Genomic DNA, 19259 nt, shown 5'->3' on the forward strand with positions numbered 1-19259 from the left:
GAAACGTTACTATTCTGACTTTTAAGGAAAAAACATGAAGAAGAAGCACTTGTTTTGTGGGTTTATTGCCGCGCTCCTAGTGTCAATCGTTGAAGCTAAAACCATCGAGTTTGGCGGCGGGGCTGATATGAATAAACTGGTTGCAGCAGCAGATGTATTGCACAACACCGAGCAGTTTGCTGGCAGTAAAATTACCCTGTCGGGTGAAGTGGTCAAAGTGTGCAAAAAGCGAGGCTGTTGGATGACACTGAAAGTGGATAACGGCGAGGAAATAAACGTAAAAGTACGTGACGGCGACATGGTTTTTCCCATGTCAGCGATTGGTAAACGTGCCTTTGCAACTGGTGTACTTGAACAGTTTGAGTTAGATCTTGAAAAGACTAAGCGTTATCTGGCTCATAGAGCTCATGAAAACGGTGAAGCGTTTGATGAGAGCAAAATTACTGAGGCGATGAATCTGGTTAGACTTAAGCCAAGCGCTGTAACCATCCAAGATTAGCTTCTTATCACTTCACAAGCACAGCGTACTCAAAGTTTGTACGCTGAGAGCTTGGACTGATGACCACTTGATAGGTCTCTGCACCCAGCATTACGTAATTAACTTTACCCACTTTGAGCGGTTTTGGTGTGGTATCCAAATCCATAAGCCAGACGCCGGTTTCTGTATCTGGTGCTAGGTTGATTAAGGTTCTTCCCGCATTATTAGGAATATACAAAGCGGCATTGCTACTTTTTCCCCAAATCGCTTTTAGTTTTTGGTTTTCAGTTACTAAGGTGTAGTTGGCAGGCCCTGAGGGACGCAGATCAGTTTGGTGTTTAACTTCACATTGTTCGCATTGAATAGAGGGCGCTGAAAGGTGAGTTTGCAGTTGTCCATTGAAGATGATCCCTTCTGAAGCTATTTTCCATAGTGGCTGACCTTCAGCCAGCTGTTTACACCCCGACACCAACAGGATTGAAAACAACATGCTGTAATATTTATGGGCTGTGGACACTTGATCACCAAATCAAAATACTTTTAATCGGTACAAATAGTAGCTAATCTTTGCCCTAATTATAAGAGTACAACGTTAACGAATGTAAAAGGTGCCTTCATTATGTATTAAGTTTAACTACTGCAGCCGCTACTGCAACTTGAATCACTACTGCAACTTGAGTTCGAAGTGCTTGAAGAAGTGCTGTTGTCGTTACTATCCATTGACGTACAACCAATGTGTCCGGCATACGTTGTATTGCCTAAATCGCCTTTGGCAATAGGCTCTCGAAAGTCAATTGCCGAGTAGTAATAACCATCTGGTATGTTAAGTGAGGCATCAAGTGCGAACAATATCGGTAGAGCAGCTGGCTTGCGTGGAGAGATCCCCTCGATACTACAGCAGGCTCGCCATGTTTTACGCAAACTGAGTTGAGCTTTGCTTTTTCCTATCATTGCCTCAGATGGACAATGATGTAAAAAACGACCAAAGGCCTCATAGCAAAAGGAATGATATTCTTGGGTGTGTAAAATAAACTCATGCCAAAGTGCATCTACAACCCGAGAAGGCATAGCAAGGGATTGATATTCTAGTAATAAGTTCGCTTGGAAAAACTGCTTAAGGCCGAGCTCAACCTGTGCTAACTGCTCACTAGTAAGTTTTGGATGATGGCGACTGAGTTTGGGTCTTAAATGCGTGAGGTCGTAATCTTGAATAAAAGTACGTCTTCGCGCCATCGTTTTTACTTTTCGATATTGTAATACACCAACAAAGACCACAAATGCCACAACAAGTAGAAGAAAACCAATCATGTTATTTCCCTATATTTTTGCTTCATAGATTGAATGAATGCATGAAATGTGTCAATAACGGGAAATACCAGAGACAAGCATGCTTGCCTCTGGCGATGGTAAATCTCTTAAATACTCTGCTTAACGTATTCTCCTGGGGCATCGTAAATGCCTGGGTGTTCGTCGTTTTGCGCGGCTCTTGCAGGAACGTACTCTGGTGCTAGTTGGTGTAACCATTGTGACCAATGAGACCACCATGACCCGCTTTCATGCTTTGCCGAAGCAAGCCAATCAGAGGGGGTTTCTTGGTTTTGTCCGTCAAACCAATAGCCATACTTATTTGCACTTGGCGGATTGACTACGCCCGCAATATGACCCGACTCACCCAGTACAAAGGTCACTGAACTACTGAGTCTTTTTGCCCCTTCATAGGTGCCTTGCCAAAGTGCGATATGATCATCGCGTGTAGAGAGAAAGTAGACCGGCTGCTTTACTTTGCTGAGATCAATTTTAGTGCCACGAATGCTTACTGCTTTGTCTTCGATTAGGCGATTATTGAGGTATAACTCGCGTAAGATAAAGTTATGGCATGCCGCGGTTAGGTTGGTGCTGTCACTATTCCAGTAGAGTAAATCTAAATCCGCAGGTGTTTTACCTTTCAGATAATTGTTGACGAAGTAGTTCCAATATAGGCTGTTTTCTCGCAGCATACTAAAAGAAGTACCAAGTAGGTGACCTGACATCACACCATTTTGATTATTATATTGCTCGAGTGCACTAATGGTTGGTTCATTGATAAAAGCGCCAATCTCTCCTGGCTGCGAAAAGTCTAAAATAGTAGTCAGTAAGGTAGCGCTTTTTACTCTTTGCTTCATGCGTTTAGCTGCAATATACGCCATACAAGTTGTTAGTAAGGTGCCACCAATACAGTAGCCCATAGCATGCACTTGGGTTTCGCCTGTTTGTTTTTCAGTTTGCTCTAAAGCACATAACACACCGTCAACAACGTAGTCGTCAAATGCAATATTGGCCATACTTGGATCTGGATTCTTCCAAGAGATCATCAGAACAGAATATCCCTGTTCGAGTGCCCATTTAACCAAAGAGTTGTCTGGTCTTAAGTCAAGAATATAGTACTTATTGACAAAAGGAGGTACGATAAGTAGCGGTGTCTTGTGTACTTCTTCTGTACAAGGGTGATATTGGATTAACTCAAACAGGTGATTTTGAAATACCACCCTACCCGGGGTGCAGGCAAGGTCCTCGCCAAGCGTATAAGCATTGTCATTGGTCATGCTTACTCGGAGCATTTCGGAACTTTTTCCCAAATCCTTTTTAAGTAGTGTAAGACCATCGAATAAATTTTGGCCGTTACTCTCAAGTGTGAGTTTGAGTAATTCTGGGTTAGTTGACACAAAGTTGCTTGGTGAGAGCGAGTTTACTGATTGTCTGGCAAAAAATGCTAATCGCTCTTTAAGCTTAGGGTCAAGTCCCGGCGTATTTTCAATGGTGTTCTGTAACGATTGCCCAAACCAAAGGTAGCTTTGCTTTAAATAGTTAAACCAAGGGTTCTCTTGCCAATCTGTGTCCAAAAAGCGCTTGTCTCCACGCTCTGGACTAATAACCTCTTCTTTTTCGTCAGTAGTTTGTGGCATAAAACTGTTTTGGAAAATAGCAAATTGAGTTTGCCACCATTCATTTTGCTGCTTGATGAAAGTGTCAGGTTGTTGGTTAATAGCAGTGAGCCAACTCTGAAAATCCGCTTGGTTTTGTTCGTTTAATGCCTGTTGTAATGGGTGTGCTTTACCAAGGTTTGTCGCAGCCAGTTGCCACAACTCTTGATTGTATTGCCACCATGCAGCGAACCCTTGCTCAATATTTGCTTGAGTGCCCATACTGGAAAATCCTTTGTATTTTTTGAAGGGATAAGGCGACCGAAATCGCCTAATGTTGCAGGTTATTGTGCTTTCGCTGTTTTTAGTGTTTCTTTGCTTAGTGATTCTAAGCTGTCTTTAAACTCTTGACCTAATTGAGAAAGCTTTTGACCGTCTTGGATCATTTGCTGGCTGAGTGCATTAAGCGCATTCAACTGGCTTGCATTAAAGTCCATCATTGATTTTGCATCTTTGATTTCAGTCGCTTGCTTTAATTGCTCGATTGACGTTTTAGTGATTTGCTCTGCACTATGAAGTTGAATTTTAGACAGGGCTTCGATGTTTTTCGCTACGATTTGATTAAACTGTACCGCAGGCGCAAAAAACTGCTCTGTCTGTTCGTTGAATGTTTTGAATAAATCGCTGTACATGGTCTTTTCCTTGTTATCGGTTAAATTAACACAATGGCTCAAGTATTAAGTCAAATGGTATGTTTGCCACCACACATCAGGTACAGCTCATTCCTTCGGCGGCTGTTATGTTATTGCATGTATAATCCGCCGTTAAGAGAGAGCGTCTCTCCCGTAATGTAGCCTGCTTGTTGCGATGCTAAATAGGCAACGGCTGCGGCTACTTCATCAGGAGTCGCCAGTCTTTGCATTGGTACTTGTGCTTTTATGCCGTTCAGTACATCTTCGCGCATGGCGCTGACCATAGGGGTTTCTGTGTAGCCTGGTGCAACTGCATTGACGGTGACACCGCTTCTAGCCCCTTCATAGGCTAAAGCTTTAGTAAAGCCAATCATGCCAGCTTTGGCGGCAGAGTAATTTGCTTGACCAAACTGACCTTTCAGCCCGTTCACACTCGATATATTGATGATCCGGCCTTGCTTGTTGGCACACATTGCTGCGAACACAGGGTTTGTCATATTGAATAAAGAATTAAGATTAGTATTAATGACTTCACTCCATTGAGCGTGTGTCATTTTTTTAAACGCTGAATCCCGTGTAATGCCGGCATTGTTAACGAGTAAATCAATGCTGCCAAACTCTTGTAATACTTGACTCATCGCGGTGTGACAGTGCTCGGCATTAGTAACATCTAAAAATAGAGGTTTTACTTTAGCCGGGTTGATTTGCACCGTATTGAGCCAATGATCAAAGTCGGCCTCATTGCGTCTTTCGCTTGCTACCGCGATAACAAAAAAATCTTTTTCAATGAGTGTTTTTGTAATAGCAGAACCAATACCACCAAATGCACCGGTTACTACTGCAATATGCTTGTTTTCCATAACGCTCCCGCGAAAAAAGAGGCTATACCAACATACTTCCTAGCCGAGTTAGCTTAATACTATTTTTACGCCTATTTATGACAAATAGGTCGCGAGTTTGTGTCAGTTTGAAGACAGTGGAAGCTAAATTAGGAACGCAAATATAAATTGCCTTAAGTTTATTATTGATTAACCGATATTAGACTGACGCTGCGAGCAAACCAGAGGTAAAAGGAAACTTAAAAATTATGTCGTCAGCATCAAGTTAACCATATTTATCCCAAGGAGTGAAAATGGATATCCGAATACATCAGAGTAATTTATCACCGTTGTCACCTAACGCTGTGGCTAAATCCCCAAGCACATCTCAAACTATCTCAGAAAAGCCGCAATCAGCACCCCAAAGCGAAGTCGAAAAAGAGCAAGATGAACAAGTGATGCTCTCAAAGGAACTTGATGAAGAGGCAACTGAGTACAAGGAAGACAACCCTGTCTTTAAAGAAGATTACGAAGACTTAGAAAAAGCGATGGACCTTATTCAAGCGCAAATTCATACTCTCCAAGAACGTATTAACAAGCTGATGCAATCTCGTGAGCAGCGCTTTATGAAAATAAACCATCAACAGAATACGGCACCCGATGAAGGAAAAGTCACAGTTGAACATATAGGAAGTAAAAAGTACCGCGATAATACGACGGTCGATGAAGTAAAAGAATTGGAAAAACAGCTGTCTGAGTTTAAGGGCCAAGAAGCTGAGCTTCGTATTCAAATGTTAAAGATGATTTTGGCAGAGCGAAAGCGGTTAGAAGAGCTTAAACGTAAGGGTAAGTTGTAGAAATCAGCCAAAAGTCACCAATAAATCAGCAGTAATTCAAGTAAATCTTGCTTACGTAGGTAACCTGAGATTTAGATAACAAATGAGGTAACTCATTGTTTTTAAAATTACATTAAATCAGTAGCTGACGAGAGTGAGTAATAAAAATGAATATAAAAAATGGGGTAGTGCTACTTATATTATTAGCGTCTGTAGAGTGCTATGGGCAGCGTATGTCTGGCCCTTATCTTGGCCAAACACCTCCTGGGAACACGCCTCAAGTATTTGCGCTTGGTACAGTTTCAACAGCACACAGAGATCACAATGCGTTTTTCTCTCCCGACATGAAAACTTTTTATTTTACACGAAAGGATCTGAACGAGAATCGCTGGAGTTTGATTGCATACGAGCAGCGAGGTGAACAGTGGCATGAGGAAGTAGTCGGCCCAAGAGTTGGTCGACCGTTACTAGCACCAGATGGCGTGACTATGCATATGGGGAAATATGTTATGACGCGTCGAGAGGGAAGCTGGTCTGAAGCCAAAAGTCTAGGCCCTATGTTTGATAAAGAAAGCTGGGGGATCATGCGGTTAAGTGCTTCAGCAAGCGGTACGTATGTGTTTGACGATTATAAAAGTGGTGATGTTATTAGGATCTCTGAAGTACGAGATGGTCAACGCCAAACACCCGTAAAGTTAGGCCCTGAAATTAACACAGGCCTTTATAATGCCCACCCATTTATCGCGCCTGATGATTCGTACATTATCTGGGACGGGGTTCGAGACTCAGGGTTTGGCAATTCAGATCTTTATATTAGCTTTCGTTTGAAAGACGGTAGTTGGGGCGAAGCGATTAATTTGGGAGACAAAGTAAACACGAGCGCGCGGGAGGCTTCAGCGAGTGTAACCCCTGATGGCAAATACCTGTTCTTTAACCGGACCACACCTTCAAGAGATGCTGATATTTTTTGGGTTGATGCTCAGGTCATCGAAACGCTAAGACCTGCCAATTAACTTATTGTTATGCAGCGAACAGTGGCTACTTTGGTGTATTTGCTAGGGTGCCGTTGAATGATACAGCGCCTAGCCGTTACCTAGGCTTAGGCGCTATTTATCATTATGGCGGTATTTTAGAGCGTAAACTTGTCGACTTGTGACTTTAAGTCGTGGGCAAGTTTACTCATTTCATTACACGCCGTCGCGGTTTGGTTGGCACCTTCAGTCATTTCAACGGCCGAGTAATTGATAGTTTCGATGTTTTTGTTCAATTCCTCCGAAACCACAGACTGTTGATGGCAAGCAGAGGCAATTTGTGTACTCATCGCTGCGATACTGTCAATCTGAGTTTCAATTTGGTGGATCATGTTACCTGCGACTTCCGATTGCTCAACACAAAGTGCAATACCTTGCTCACAGGTTTTTGTGGCAACGCCAGTTTCTTTGGATTTGGTTTGCAAATCAGTGACAATTTCAACAATTTGCGTGGTTGAATCTTGGGTCCTTTGCGCAAGTGAGCGTACTTCATCTGCGACAACAGCAAAGCCTCTCCCTTGCGCGCCTGCTCGAGCCGCTTCGATGGCTGCATTGAGTGCCAGTAGGTTAGTTTGCTCTGCAATTTCTCTAATAACATCAACAACAACATTAATATTATGCGAGTTTTTCTCTAAATTGTTGGCAAGCTCACCCGCTGAAGTAACGGTTTCTGCAACTTCTGAAATATGGCTAATATTGGATTTTAGAGCGTTGCTGCCATCTCTGGCTTTTTCACTCGCTTGATTCGCTGACTCAGCGCCCATTTCTGTACTTTTCGCAACCTCACTGATCGCCGCTTGCATTTCAGTCATGGCTGAGGCAACAGATTGTAGTTCATTCTGTTGTACATTCATGCCCTGGGCATTTTGGTATGAAATGGCATTCACTTCTTCTACCGCTGCGGTTAGTTGAATGGCTGAGTCATTGATCATGGTGATTAATGCGTGTAGCTGAGAGCGCATTCTTTCTAGTGATTGGGTTAACAACCCAAGTTCGTTTTTGCCCGTATCTTCAAGTGCTATAGCGTGGTTTAATTCACCACTGGCGATCTTGCTCGCAAGCTCAACAGACAACGCAAGAGGTGTTTTTATCGCTTTACTCAGGGCAAGACAGATAAGTACGATAGTCACTGCAACAAGTAATCCTGAAATAGCGAGTATAGATAGTGACCCTTTGACCGCTGAAATAGCTGATTGCTCTGATGTTTCAACACGTTTGTCATTCAATTGCTCGAGCTCAGTGAGCTCATCCATCGCTTTAGCAAAAAGTGGATAACTATCCAGAATAATTCTGTTTGCTTCAGTTGCATTACCACTTAAGATCAAGCTCTCATAGTTATAAGTCGCATCAGCATAGCGCTGCCATGCCCGCGCAAATTCGTTAAATAGTGATTTTTCTTCGGCACTTACTGGCAGTGATTGATACGTTCGGATCTTGTCATTGAGTGACTGTTTAAGGTCTCTTAAAATTGAGAGCCAATTTCTCACTTCTACATTTTCTGGGTTTAAGGCTGTGCTGAACTCATCTTTGCGTATTGTTGCAAGATCGATTTTGATGTCTTTGATCGTCTCCATAGACGGAATGCTAGTTCTAACGATGAAATTCAAGTTAGCATTTATTTCGTTCATTCCCTTGTAGCTCATCAGGCCTACAGTAACGAAAATAACAAATAGTAAGGTAAAACTTAGCGTTATTTGGTTAGCGATAGATAGTTTTTTCACGTTCATTATTGGTGCTCAATAAACCCATTTGGTGTGTGTGATATTTGAAGGGGCGCAATTGTATTTGAAAAGACAGTGCTTTTAGTAATTAAATATTTTTTGCTAATGTTTGCGGTTTGTTTTATTTGTTGATTAATTTTAATACAGAGTGGGTTGTTCTATTTCTTTTCAAGTTTAAGGTGACTTTTTATTCTCTTTTTAAGACTTTACTGTCGATTAAAAATCAAAATGTTGGCCCTATGTAAGATCATGATGAAGATAACTTATTGATATAAAGTGTGATTTTTATTTCTTGTGATTTCTTTTAGGTATAAGGTACTGTGAATTTAAATTCAGCTAGTACTTAATGTTGATAAAATTAGCATAATTAAAATATTTCCTAAAAATAGAAACGAGAGTCTGTGAAACTTTGTAAACTGACGCTAATTCTCGATACCTTTTCAGCACTAAACGCTAAACTGAAACGTATTCGTATATGTTAGAAAAAGCCAAGCCGGATGAAAGTGAGGGTAACAGATAGGATAATCTGGATCCTTAATGCGGATGGTACTATACGTCAGTTATGGCAAAATAAAAGAGATACAGAGCACTGGAAAACAGTGTTTGATGGACTATACAAAAAGAGCAGCAACGATGAATAACATATTAATAGCATTACTACTATTGTTGAGCGGCGTGTGTATGGCACAGTCTGCTGAATCTATCTCGCAACAACAGCTTTTGGTGAATCAAATGTCACAGGCTCCCTATACCATTGTTGATGTAAGAAGCCCTGAAGAGTTTGCGGCAGGACATATTAAAGGGGCAATTAACATTCCTTTTAACGAGATTGATAGCAATCAAGACAAGCTGTTAGCACTTACTGAGCAGCCACTTGTTGTTTATTGTCGCTCCGGCCGTAGAGCGGGTATTTTTATAGAGGCACTTTCGGAAAAAGGGTATTCACTTAAGCACCTTGCTGGTGATATACAAAAATGGCAAGAAAACTCACTTCCTTTAGTGAAAGAGTAATCACCTCTTCCCCTACGTGTTATTTCGTAGGGGAGAACATCATAAAAATCATCACCACGTCGACTCGCTTCTCTTCCTACCCAACACTCCTTTTAATTGATATTACATAAAACCTAAAAAAGGTACTTGTTTTTAATGTTGTTATAAATGATAATTACTTTCATTATCATCTGTGAGGTTAATTAAGGAATAATTATGCTTTCTTCATCTCTGCGCGGTAAAAAACATCCATTCAGACTCTCTCTTTGTACCGCCTTTGTCTTACTAGCAACAAGTAGCACTGTCGCTGCTGCAGAAATTGCAGATGCGGATGACGGTGATGCTACAACGGCAAAGTCTTCAGAAAAACGAGTTCAAGCGCTAGAACATATTTACGTTACGGGTACGAGTGTTAAAAATTACACCGAATCGGCGAACAAAGCGGCATTAAAAATGATCTTATCGCAACGCGAAACACCGCAAGCTGTTACTGTTATCACCAATCAAATGATGCAAGATTGGCAAACGGTAAATATCGATGAGATCTTGGAACATGCGACAGGGTTTTATGCAAAGCGTGGTGCGAGTTTAGATAGAACCCGTTTTTCTGTTCGTGGTGGCAATGTCAATTTAATCCAGATTGATGGAGTTCAGCAGTTTCCAGGTGGACGCAGACCGAATGTAAATGGTGATGCAGTCGCCTATGAACGCGTAGAAATCGTGCGTGGAGCAAATGGCTTATTAACGGGGGTAGGAGATCCAACAGCCACAGTTAACTTAGTAAGAAAGCGCGCAACAAGCAGTGAATTTAAGGGCAGTGTTGCGGCGTCAGCTGGCAGCTGGAATAACTATCGAACAGAAGTTGATGTTGCTAGTGGTTTGAATGAGGAAGGAACCGTTCGTGGACGTTTGGTCGCGGCACATTATGATAGAGACTCTTATATTGAGCGTTATAGTCAAAAGAAGACCTCTATTTATTCTACCGTAGAGGCAGATCTCACAGACTATACCTTGCTAAGGTTAGGTGTGGAATATGCTGATACAGCATCAAAAGGGGCGATAAACAGTCACTCACAGCCCTATTTTTATGCCGATGGAACTCGTTATCAAGGACGTCGCGGTGACACCGGTATGACAGCTAAATGGAGTAGCTGGCCGATTGAGGAATATACTTATTTTGCTGGGCTGGACCATGCTTTTGAAAACGATTGGCAACTCCATGCAATTGCAACCTACAACACCATAGAAATGCAAGGTGGACAGTTATTTTTTGTTTACCCTGTCAGTGCGATTAATCCTGATGGTAGCAGCGACGAGGGGTTTGATTACAGTGCGGTTATCAGCAGCTCTGAAGACAAGCAAAAAACCTTTGACATTTCACTTCAAGGTCCTGTTGAATTATTTGGACGCACTCATGATGTGATCCTAAGTTACAACCAGTTTAAGCGAGAGCGCACATCGTTTGGCAATGAAGCTGACCAAACTACCATTTCATTAGAAGGATTAAACTTCCACGATTGGACCGGTGATGTTCCCCGTTATCCGTTCAAAGATCTGGGCCGTAATAGTCTCACAGTGACTGATTCAAACGGCGGTTTTGTTGCGGTTAGAGTGAACCCACATGATGATGCAAAGCTCATTGTTGGTGCAAGGATCACCAACTGGGAATACGATATTGACCTATACAATCCTAAAAGTGGTCAGTTCTTAAAAAATCGCTACCATGAAAAAGTTGATACCGAGCTGACACCGTATGTTGGGTTGGTGGTAGATGTGAGCGACCAATATAGTGTTTATGCCAGTTATACCGAAGCATTTCAGCCACAAGCTTACTTTGATATCAACGACAAAATGCTGGACCCAAGCACCGGCGAAAGTTACGAGTTTGGTGTGAAAGGCGAGTTGCTGGAAGATACGTTAAACTTTACTGCTGCGGTGTATCGCAATGTTGAAAACGGACTTGCGATTGTTGACCCAAATTACCCAGATAGCTACTTAACACCGCAAGGAAATAGGCCTTATATTCAGCGTGGCAAAGGAGACACCACAGAGGGTTTTGAAATTGAGTTTACAGGTTCAATCAATGAGCAATGGAACATTAGTCTAGGCCTATCAAAGCATGATACTGAGTCTAAAGACGGTGAAAAGTTGCGGGCAGATCAACCAAAGGAGATGGTAAACCTATATACAACCTATGACTTTAGCAACTTTATTGAAGGCTTTACGGCAGGGGTTGGGATAAATTGGCAAGGGAGTTTTTACGCAACTCCAACACGACCACTACCAGGTGGAAAAAGTGAACCTTATAAAATTACTCAATCTTCCGGTGCTTTAATTAACCTGATGGCAAAATATGAAGTAAGCGAGCAGCTAAGTGTTTCGCTGAATGTGAACAACCTACTCGATGAACATTATTACAATAGTATTTCTTCTTGGGATGGATATGTGATGCATGGCGAGCCTCTCAATTGGCAGCTAGGCATGCGATACAGTTTTTAAGCAAGACTGAACTTGAATTAGATGCACTGCTTATGCGGTGCATTTTTTTAACTATGTGATTATCATCCGCAGCAGTGGTGTTTGATACAGGCAACTAGTTTAAGGTATTATATAAACCATATACGTTTTATAGTTGTTTTATATAATGGGCATAGTGAAAATCTCTGATGAATTACACGATGAAATTCGTGAAGCAAGCGCTGTAATGTCTCGTTCAATCAATGCGCAAGCAGAGTTTTGGATAAAAGTAGGGCGTCTGGCTGAAGAAAATCCCACCATGACCTTTACGGAAATCATTGCTGCAGAAAGGCTGCGGGTTAAATCATTGGAACAAAAAAGGACTGAGTATGCAGCAGGTAACGATCAAAACAGCCAGTGAAATTGAGTTAATGCGTGAAAGTGGTCGCTTGCTTACGTTAGTGTTTGATTATATTGATAGCTGGATTAAACCTGGCATTTCTACACTGGAGATTAATGACAGAGTACACAATTTTATTGTGGATGAGCTACACGCTCGCCCTGCGAGTTTGGGCCAATACGGTTATCAATTTGTGCTCAATAGTTCAGTGAATGAGGTTGTGTGCCATGGTGTGCCGCGTGCATCGCAAATTCTAAAACCAGCGGATATCGTGAATATTGATATTACACTAGAGAAAAATGGTTTTATTAGCGATTCCAGTAAAATGTATGTGATGCCAGAGGCATTATTACCTGCTAAAAAGCTTGTTGAAACAACCTATCAAGCCATGTGGGCTGGGATAAATCTGGTAAAACCAGGTGTTAGGCTAGGCGATATTGGTGCAGCGATTCAACGCATTGCAGAGCAAGCTGGATATAGTGTTGTGCGCGAATATTGTGGTCATGGTATTGGTAAAGAAATGCATGAAGCCCCAAATGTTTTACACTATGGTAAGGAAAATACGGGGATGACACTAAAGCCTGGAATGACCTTCACTATAGAGCCGATGATCAATCAAGGCAGTGCCAAAACTAAAACCAAACAAGATGGTTGGACGGTAGTGACACGAGATAAAAAGCTGTCAGCACAATGGGAGCATACAGTGTTGGTAACGGAACAAGGCTATGAAGTGTTGACGCTTAGAGCTGATGAAGCGTAAGCAGCCATTGCACTTACGCCAGCTTTAACATCAAGTGGGTATAACGGCCAAGAGAGGCATATGGCTCTTGGCGATTGTACTTAAGTTCTAACCCAAGCAACGCATCAAAATTTTCATCAGCTTTACTGAGCTCTCTTAAATAGTCATGAAAACAGCGTACACCGGTTTTTTGCGTGGTGGTGAGTTTTGCTGCTTCCAGCCAAGCCGTCATATCAGTTTGTTTTATTGGGTTATTTGGGCTTAACCCTACCTTTTGTTTAACCTTGAGTCCCTTTTCTACATAGTCAAAGTTGCCATACACCATGTTCGCCATTAAATGGGCCTCATGATTGAAATACATCAAAGAGAGCAACCCGTTTTCAGATAGCTGCGCCTTGAGTAAATCAATCGCACTTTGTTGCTCAACCAGCCATTCAAGTACAGCATGGCACAATACTAAGTCGAACTTTCCTAAGTTCAGCTGATCGAGTGCTTGTAGCGGCGCATGAATAAAATGCATCCGCTCACAAAGTCCCGCTTCGACTGCTCGAGTTCTTGCAAGCTCAAGCATGTCGTCAGAGATATCGATGACGGTAACATGGTGCCCTAGACCGGCTAGGTATAGCGCCAATTGTCCTTGACCACCCCCTACATCGAGTATTCGCTTATCGGTTGCTTGACCAAGCCACTCAAGTTGTGCATGGAGATCTCGCTGTAATACCGCCTCTCTGATCTTACCTTTGTTTGTCCCATAGATATTATTTTTAAACTTATGTGTTAGTTCACTAAAATCTCTATCAGAAGGGGCGGGTTTACCTGGGTGTTTTGTTTTCGCCATACTGTAATATTTACTTGAACTTAAACTGGATTGTCGATATCGATAAACTCAACATCTAGATTATATTGCTCTGCTAAATACTCGCCGAGTGCTTTGGCACCGTAGCGTTCGGTAGCATGATGTCCAGCTGCAATAAAATGTATTTGCTGCTCGTTTGAGGAATGGATCGTTTGTTCCGATGCCTCGCCTGTGAGGTAAGCATCTATGCCTTGGCTTGCGGCAAGATCAATAAAGCTTTGTCCACCGCCAGTACACCAAGCGATGGTGCGAATAAGGTGATCGCCTGCGATGTTTAAGAGTGGTTTGCGGCCAAGCTTATCTTCGATAAGCGCTGCAAAATCCTGTGCAGTCATCGGCGTGGTTAGCTTACCTTTTACCGCCACACTATTTTTGTTCCATGGCTCGAGCGGCCTTTCAATTTCAAGGCCTAACAATTTACCAAGCTGAGCATTATTACCAAGCTCTGGATGGACATCCAAAGGAAGATGGTAAGCAAGCAGGTTAATGTCATTAGCAAGCAGGGCCTGTAGCCTGCGCTTTTTCATTCCTGTTACGCATTGATCTTCGCCTTTCCAGAAGTAACCGTGGTGCACCAAAATGGCATCTGCACCACGTTCAATTGCAGCATCAATCAAAGCTTGGCTTGCGGTAACCCCTGTGACGATTTTTTGGATTTCGTCTTTGCCTTCTACTTGTAGGCCATTTGGACAGTAATCGTTAATTTGAAATGGCTTCAGTAATTCCGTTAACTGATTTACTAATTTGGTTCGTTTCATAACACCCCCTAACTGTTAGATGATGCTAGTTTACCTGTTTTGTGAAGAGATCAAAATTAATGGTGGGGGAAGAAAAATGAGCCGCTCGTCCATGAGTGAGCTCATTGGGCTAGTAACTGGTTGCTATTACGGGTTTGTCACCTCAACATCTTGACCTGTTTGGAGTCGCTCAGCGCCACGAATGGCTACCTTATCACCTGCGCGTAGGTGCTGTGCTTGGCGAGGAGTGATCTCTACCCACTGGCCTTTACCATTGCCTATGGTAATGGGGATCTGCTCAGCTTTATTTTGGGCGTCGATTTTGACCACATGAGAGCCTTGCTTTCGCAGAATAAGGGCATCGCGGTCAACTAACAGTACAGGCTGTTTGCTGGTTAGTGGGACTGTGACATCGACAAGTTGACCAATTGCCCAGTGGTGGCTTTGGTCAGGTGCAACAGAGGCTCGTACCTCAACTGTTTGTGAGCGAGGATCGGTTGAGGGGATCACTGCGGTAACGGTGGCGGTGGTATGTTCAGGTTGTGACAAGTCGCCAGCCTGAATGGGTAATTCGATACCAGGTTGCAAAAACTTAAGGTATTTCACCGGAACATAAAGACGAGCTTCAAGATGATGAACATCTAAAATTGTTATTAACTCATCTGCGCGATTAATTTCTCTGCCAGCACGTTTAAAGCGTTCACTGATCACACCATTGAATGGTGCGCGGATAGTGGCTCTTGAGAGCTTGTCTTCGATGACGCGAAGTTCAACTTCTGCCAGTGCGATATCAGAAAGTGCCAGATCATGTTTATTTTGTACTTCATCTACTTGGCTTTCTGCGGCACTGCTCGTTTTAGCAAGCTTTTTCAATCTTGATAGCTCTTGTTGATATAAGCGTAAATTAATTTTTGCTCGCTTGAGTAGCTCTGTTTGTCTTGCTTTATCTAGCTCGAGTGGCAAGGTGTCCATTCTGACCAGAACCTCGTCTTTGGTTACGGTTGTGCCAGGTGCGACTACATAAAGTAATCTACCGCTTACTCCAGACGTGAGTGTCACGTCATCTTTACCATATAATGTTCCACTGACTTCAATTTCATGGATGAGTGGCGCTTCGGTCACTTCTGCGACGGTTACCGGTACGACCGCATAGGCTTGTGACACAACAATACAAGTGCAAAGTGCCAAGGTTTTAACGGTCTGTTCTATTAGGTTCTTCATGTTATTCTCATTACTCACTGATTCGCGACTAAGCTAAGTGGTGCTTTGGTTACTTGCGGATTGTCCTGGGAAGGCGGCGTTTGTCGGCCTAGCTGTAATAAGCTGGGCATCAGCACTAAGGTAAATAGCGCGCTGATTGCCATTCCTCCAACGATAACGGTAGCAAGACCACGGTAAATCTCTGAGCCAACACCCGGCATAAGCATTAGCGGCAGCATACCGAATAAACTGGTTAATGTACTTAAGTACACAGGTCTCGCTCTCAATAGTACCGCTTGCCTTACCGCTGCTTCTCGACTCATACCTGATGCCATCGCTACGCGAGTCTGATCTACCAGCAAAATGGCATTATTAACGACCAGCCCAAGTAGGATAATAAAGCCAATCATGGTCAGTAAGTCTAACGACTGGAAGGTAAAAAGGTTCAATATATATAGCGCCAACACGCCACCAGCAATGGCGAGCGGCATCACTAACAATACCAAGGCACTGTCTTTTGCTGACTTAAATAGTGCCGTCATTAACAGGAACAAAATAAACAGTGCTAGTACGAAGTTCAGCGCCATTTCTGCCATTGCAGAATTCATTTTTTGGGCGTTACCGGCCAAAATCACACCAGCACTATCAGGCATGCTCTCTCTCACTTTTGGCATGACCTGCTCGCTAAGAATGGTTTGCACTTGCTGCAAACTCATGTCAGCAGGTGGAGTGACAACGATGCTTACCGTTCGACGACCATTTACGCGGCGCAACTGTGTTGGGCCAACGGTGCGTTCAATGTTGGCAAGCTCACCAAGCGTTTGAATACCGGATTGCGGGGTTACTATGGGTAACGCCTTGAGCTCTTCTGGGTTTTTCCATGGTATACCGCGCAAAATGACATTCATACGCTCATTACCATCGAAGTATTCATTGATAAATAACCCCCCCGTATACGCTTGAACCGCTTGCGATACATCGCGACGTGTCAGCCCTGCTTGCGTAATACGACGGTCGTTTGGTGTGAGTCTTAACTCCGGTTCAGCCATATCCAAACGGGGCTGAGGCCTTGCTGTAGCTTGTGGTAGTGCTTCTTTTACGGCTCGCAAAGCAACTTGAGCGCCCGCAACTAAGTCGTCCATATTTGGGCCAGTGAGATCAATATTGATATCGCGACCGTCACCACCGTTGGCGACTTGGATCATGGAACCTCGAAAGAAAAAGACTTGGGTATCGGGCAGGTCAACAAAAATTTCTTCTCGAGCGACTTTCATCAATTCTTCGACACGTTGGGGATCTGCGGAATAAATGAACCCACCTGCATTGGATCCAAAAGCATAAAAATTAAAGTCTTTAATTCCAGGCTCTTGTTCGCCTTCATAGTATGGCATCAAGCGTTTTTTCACTCTAAGTAATAGCTCTTCTTCCATAAATTGAACATTGCCACCAGGAGGCGTTACTAAGCTGAAGAAAAAGCCATCTGTCGGTGCCCGAGGCATAAAGTCAGTTTTTGGTAGCATCGTCATCGTAGCAATTACCGAGCCGCCAAGTAACACTCCGATCCAAGTGAGTTGCTTGATTCTACTGTTGGTTAATTTCATGATGAAATTTGTGAGCTTTTGCCAGTATTTATGGTAAGGGTCTGACTTTAGCTCACTGTCTGGCCAGAGGTGATTAGCAAGCGGAATGAGTGTGATGGCACAAAGCATGGAAGCGATAACCGCAATAGAGAGCGTCAGTGCTAAATCTGAAAACAGTTGTCCCTCAATACCAGCCATAAAGAGGATGGGTAAGAAGATAGCCACGCTTGTTGTTGTTGAGGCAAAGAGTGCGCCAGTTACCTGAGCTGCGCCTTTTAGAGCTGCTTTTTTCTTATCAAGCCCCTCGGCGCGAAGCCTTGCAATATTTTCCTGCACAATGATGGCCGCATCTAACACTAAGCCCACTGCAAATGCTAATCCCGCTAACGAAATAACGTTAAGACTACGCTCAAAAATATTAAGCGCTAAAAATGCGACCATAAGAGAGACGGGGATCGTTGCCGCAATAACGAAAGTGGCTTTGAATCCTCTGAAAAATAGCCACAGAATTAAACAAGAAAGCAGTACACCAAGCCCCAAATTGCCCTTCACTAATGAAAGCGCATTACGAATATGTACAGAGGCATCAAAGCTAAGCTCGATAGACAAGCCATTTTCTGCTAATGGACCTTGATTTAATTCATCAATGGCTTGGTTTATTTCATCCAGTAATGCCACGGTATTGGCTTCATTTGCTCTTGAAATTCGAATGTAATAGGCAGGCTTACCGTTACGACCACTCATGCCTAAGCGGTCTGAAAAGGTACGCTCTACAGTCGCAATATCACCTAAATATATTGGTCTGTCGCCAGAGTAACCAACGCGCATTTGTGCCATGCTTGAGAGGTCGTATTGACCGGTAAATCTTACCGTATATTGGCGCCTGCCAACGTTGGCAAGTCCTCCAGAGGTGTCTCGAGAGCTAGCCAAAACATTGCTGATTTGATTGAGGCTAATGCCTAATGCGGCGGCCTTGTGAGGGTCAAACGTAATACGTAATTCTTTAGGGCGCTCGCTGGCAAGGTCGACTCTGGCAACACCTGGGATCCGAGCGAGTCTAGGTTCGATAAACTCGTCGATTTGCTTTTGAAACTGCGCCATATCGAAGTCTAGGCTAGTCGCTTGATAGTCTTTTGGTGTAACTAACAAAGTCGCTGCGGCTTCGCCATTGTTGCCGCCAGCAAAAACCACAGGATCAATAGCATCAAGAGGCAAAGGCGGTGCTTGATTTAAGCTGGTTAGCACGTCCAACATTGCTTGCTGCATATTCGCACCAACAGCAAACGTAAGGGTAATGGAGCCATTGCCTCGATTGATATTGGTGTTTACCTCAAGTGCACCTGGGGTATTTTTTACTGCGTTTTCTAGTGGCTCAATAATCACCGATTCGATTTCTTCAGGGGCGGCTTGGCGCCATCCAGAAAAAATAGTTATTTGAGGTTGTTCTATATCCGGTGTTAACTGTATTGGGAGCTTAAAAATGCTCAATATCCCAAACAACATAATTAATACCAGAATGACAATTACACTCGCTGGATTTTTAAGCGAACTGCGTGTCACGTTCATTGCTGCACTTCCAATCTTGCTTTTTCTGCATTGTAGTGTGATGTAAAAAAAGTGCCAGTAAAGTAAATGTCACGTTTTTCGACGTTAGCGTCTAATCGGCGAAAATAAGCGATAAAGTGCATTTTCGTAATACCTTGTAACGCTTTTTTATAGTTTGAAAGACTTTTTGATCTGAAATAAAAGGCCGTGAATTTAGGGTAGCGCACTGAATTTAAGTCGCTACACTTAGCCAAGTATGATCAGCTCTTTGCAATAGTG

General features: G+C 43.0%; 18 protein-coding genes. 7 read left to right on the forward strand and 11 right to left on the reverse strand.

Going from position 1 to position 19259, the window contains the following annotated elements; translation table 11 throughout:
- Window positions 1–34 precede the first annotated feature (34 nt).
- Window positions 35–499 (forward strand): DUF4920 domain-containing protein, encoded by a 465-nt coding sequence (locus CEX98_RS14835; protein ID WP_099642826.1) that lies wholly within the window; start codon window positions 35–37, stop codon window positions 497–499.
- Window positions 500–506: 7 nt separating this feature from the next.
- Here the strand turns inward: CEX98_RS14835 and CEX98_RS14840 are convergent, their stop codons facing one another.
- From CEX98_RS14840 to CEX98_RS14860, 5 genes are all read right to left on the reverse strand, one after another.
- Window positions 507–995, reverse strand: coding sequence for a hypothetical protein (locus CEX98_RS14840; RefSeq protein ID WP_099642827.1), 489 nt, complete (start codon window positions 993–995; stop codon window positions 507–509).
- A gap of 113 nt (window positions 996–1108) precedes the next feature.
- Complete coding sequence (locus CEX98_RS14845) at window positions 1109–1786, reverse strand: glycine-rich domain-containing protein (RefSeq protein ID WP_099642828.1); 678 nt, start codon at window positions 1784–1786, stop codon at window positions 1109–1111.
- Window positions 1787–1893: 107 nt separating this feature from the next.
- Window positions 1894–3660 (reverse strand): class I poly(R)-hydroxyalkanoic acid synthase, encoded by a 1767-nt coding sequence (gene phaC, locus CEX98_RS14850; RefSeq protein ID WP_099642829.1) that lies wholly within the window; start codon window positions 3658–3660, stop codon window positions 1894–1896.
- A gap of 62 nt (window positions 3661–3722) precedes the next feature.
- Window positions 3723–4070, reverse strand: coding sequence for a phasin family protein (locus CEX98_RS14855; RefSeq protein WP_099642830.1), 348 nt, complete (start codon window positions 4068–4070; stop codon window positions 3723–3725).
- 110 nt (window positions 4071–4180) lie between these two features.
- The gene (locus CEX98_RS14860) at window positions 4181–4930 is read right to left on the reverse strand and encodes an SDR family oxidoreductase (RefSeq protein ID WP_099642831.1); all 750 of its coding nucleotides are present in this window, start codon (window positions 4928–4930) and stop codon (window positions 4181–4183) included.
- Window positions 4931–5202: 272 nt separating this feature from the next.
- Between CEX98_RS14860 and CEX98_RS14865 the strand changes: the two genes are divergently transcribed.
- The gene (locus CEX98_RS14865) at window positions 5203–5745 is read left to right on the forward strand and encodes a hypothetical protein (RefSeq protein ID WP_099642832.1); all 543 of its coding nucleotides are present in this window, start codon (window positions 5203–5205) and stop codon (window positions 5743–5745) included.
- A gap of 146 nt (window positions 5746–5891) precedes the next feature.
- On the forward strand, window positions 5892–6737 hold the full coding sequence (locus tag CEX98_RS14870) for a PD40 domain-containing protein (protein ID WP_099642833.1): 846 nt from the start codon (window positions 5892–5894) through the stop codon (window positions 6735–6737).
- Window positions 6738–6853: 116 nt separating this feature from the next.
- On the opposite strand, the gene CEX98_RS14875 is transcribed toward CEX98_RS14870, so the two are convergent.
- On the reverse strand, window positions 6854–8482 hold the full coding sequence (locus tag CEX98_RS14875) for a methyl-accepting chemotaxis protein (protein ID WP_099642834.1): 1629 nt from the start codon (window positions 8480–8482) through the stop codon (window positions 6854–6856).
- A gap of 627 nt (window positions 8483–9109) precedes the next feature.
- Here CEX98_RS14875 and CEX98_RS14880 point away from each other — a divergent pair.
- From CEX98_RS14880 to map, 4 genes are all read left to right on the forward strand, one after another.
- Window positions 9110–9487, forward strand: a complete 378-nt coding sequence (locus CEX98_RS14880; RefSeq protein ID WP_099642835.1) for a rhodanese-like domain-containing protein — start codon at window positions 9110–9112, stop codon at window positions 9485–9487.
- A 195-nt stretch (window positions 9488–9682) separates the two neighbouring features.
- A complete protein-coding gene (locus tag CEX98_RS14885; protein ID WP_099642836.1) occupies window positions 9683–11965 on the forward strand; it encodes a TonB-dependent siderophore receptor in 2283 nt (760 codons plus the stop codon).
- A gap of 145 nt (window positions 11966–12110) precedes the next feature.
- Entirely contained in the window at window positions 12111–12344 is a 234-nt protein-coding gene (locus CEX98_RS14890; RefSeq protein WP_099642837.1) for a ParD-like family protein, read from the forward strand.
- Entirely contained in the window at window positions 12313–13083 is a 771-nt protein-coding gene (map, locus tag CEX98_RS14895) for a type I methionyl aminopeptidase (RefSeq protein WP_099642838.1), read from the forward strand. Before CEX98_RS14890 ends, map begins: the two co-directional genes overlap by 32 nt.
- 13 nt (window positions 13084–13096) lie before the next feature.
- Here the strand turns inward: map and CEX98_RS14900 are convergent, their stop codons facing one another.
- The 5 genes from CEX98_RS14900 to CEX98_RS23480 all read right to left on the reverse strand — a co-directional run bounded on the left by CEX98_RS14900 (window position 13097) and on the right by CEX98_RS23480 (window position 19123).
- Window positions 13097–13900, reverse strand: a complete 804-nt coding sequence (locus tag CEX98_RS14900; RefSeq protein ID WP_099642839.1) for a methyltransferase domain-containing protein — start codon at window positions 13898–13900, stop codon at window positions 13097–13099.
- Between the two features lie 20 nt (window positions 13901–13920).
- A complete protein-coding gene (locus tag CEX98_RS14905) occupies window positions 13921–14676 on the reverse strand; it encodes a Nif3-like dinuclear metal center hexameric protein (RefSeq protein WP_099642840.1) in 756 nt (251 codons plus the stop codon).
- 126 nt (window positions 14677–14802) lie between these two features.
- Complete coding sequence (locus CEX98_RS14910; RefSeq protein ID WP_099642841.1) at window positions 14803–15876, reverse strand: efflux RND transporter periplasmic adaptor subunit; 1074 nt, start codon at window positions 15874–15876, stop codon at window positions 14803–14805.
- A 14-nt stretch (window positions 15877–15890) separates the two neighbouring features.
- Window positions 15891–19001 (reverse strand): efflux RND transporter permease subunit, encoded by a 3111-nt coding sequence (locus tag CEX98_RS14915; protein WP_099642842.1) that lies wholly within the window; start codon window positions 18999–19001, stop codon window positions 15891–15893.
- Window positions 18998–19123 carry a hypothetical protein gene (locus CEX98_RS23480; RefSeq protein ID WP_277948927.1) on the reverse strand — a complete coding sequence of 42 codons (126 nt, stop codon included), beginning with the start codon at window positions 19121–19123 and terminating at the stop codon, window positions 18998–19000. Before CEX98_RS23480 ends, CEX98_RS14915 begins: the two co-directional genes overlap by 4 nt.
- Window positions 19124–19259: the final 136 nt, after the last annotated feature.

This window comes from Pseudoalteromonas piscicida, assembly GCF_002744175.1.
In the GTDB taxonomy this organism is placed as follows: domain Bacteria; phylum Pseudomonadota; class Gammaproteobacteria; order Enterobacterales; family Alteromonadaceae; genus Pseudoalteromonas; species Pseudoalteromonas piscicida_B.

Bases quoted from the DNA above. Each gene is read 5' to 3' on its own strand.
- CEX98_RS14915 (WP_099642842.1), bottom strand. From the start codon at position 19,001: ATGAACGTGACACGCAGTTCGCTTAAAAATCCAGCGAGTGTAATTGTC.
- CEX98_RS14900 (WP_099642839.1), bottom strand. From the start codon at position 13,900: ATGGCGAAAACAAAACACCCAGGTAAACCCGCCCCTTCTGATAGAGAT.
- CEX98_RS14875 (WP_099642834.1), bottom strand. From the start codon at position 8,482: ATGAACGTGAAAAAACTATCTATCGCTAACCAAATAACGCTAAGTTTT.
- CEX98_RS14880 (WP_099642835.1), top strand. From the start codon at position 9,110: ATGAATAACATATTAATAGCATTACTACTATTGTTGAGCGGCGTGTGT.
- CEX98_RS14885 (WP_099642836.1), top strand. From the start codon at position 9,683: ATGCTTTCTTCATCTCTGCGCGGTAAAAAACATCCATTCAGACTCTCT.
- CEX98_RS14855 (WP_099642830.1), bottom strand. From the start codon at position 4,070: ATGTACAGCGATTTATTCAAAACATTCAACGAACAGACAGAGCAGTTT.
- map (WP_099642838.1), top strand. From the start codon at position 12,313: ATGCAGCAGGTAACGATCAAAACAGCCAGTGAAATTGAGTTAATGCGT.
- CEX98_RS14890 (WP_099642837.1), top strand. From the start codon at position 12,111: ATGGGCATAGTGAAAATCTCTGATGAATTACACGATGAAATTCGTGAA.
- CEX98_RS14860 (WP_099642831.1), bottom strand. From the start codon at position 4,930: ATGGAAAACAAGCATATTGCAGTAGTAACCGGTGCATTTGGTGGTATT.
- CEX98_RS14910 (WP_099642841.1), bottom strand. From the start codon at position 15,876: ATGAAGAACCTAATAGAACAGACCGTTAAAACCTTGGCACTTTGCACT.
- CEX98_RS14865 (WP_099642832.1), top strand. From the start codon at position 5,203: ATGGATATCCGAATACATCAGAGTAATTTATCACCGTTGTCACCTAAC.
- CEX98_RS14845 (WP_099642828.1), bottom strand. From the start codon at position 1,786: ATGATTGGTTTTCTTCTACTTGTTGTGGCATTTGTGGTCTTTGTTGGT.
- CEX98_RS23480 (WP_277948927.1), bottom strand. From the start codon at position 19,123: ATGCACTTTATCGCTTATTTTCGCCGATTAGACGCTAACGTCGAAAAA.
- CEX98_RS14835 (WP_099642826.1), top strand. From the start codon at position 35: ATGAAGAAGAAGCACTTGTTTTGTGGGTTTATTGCCGCGCTCCTAGTG.
- CEX98_RS14870 (WP_099642833.1), top strand. From the start codon at position 5,892: ATGAATATAAAAAATGGGGTAGTGCTACTTATATTATTAGCGTCTGTA.
- phaC (WP_099642829.1), bottom strand. From the start codon at position 3,660: ATGGGCACTCAAGCAAATATTGAGCAAGGGTTCGCTGCATGGTGGCAA.
- CEX98_RS14905 (WP_099642840.1), bottom strand. From the start codon at position 14,676: ATGAAACGAACCAAATTAGTAAATCAGTTAACGGAATTACTGAAGCCA.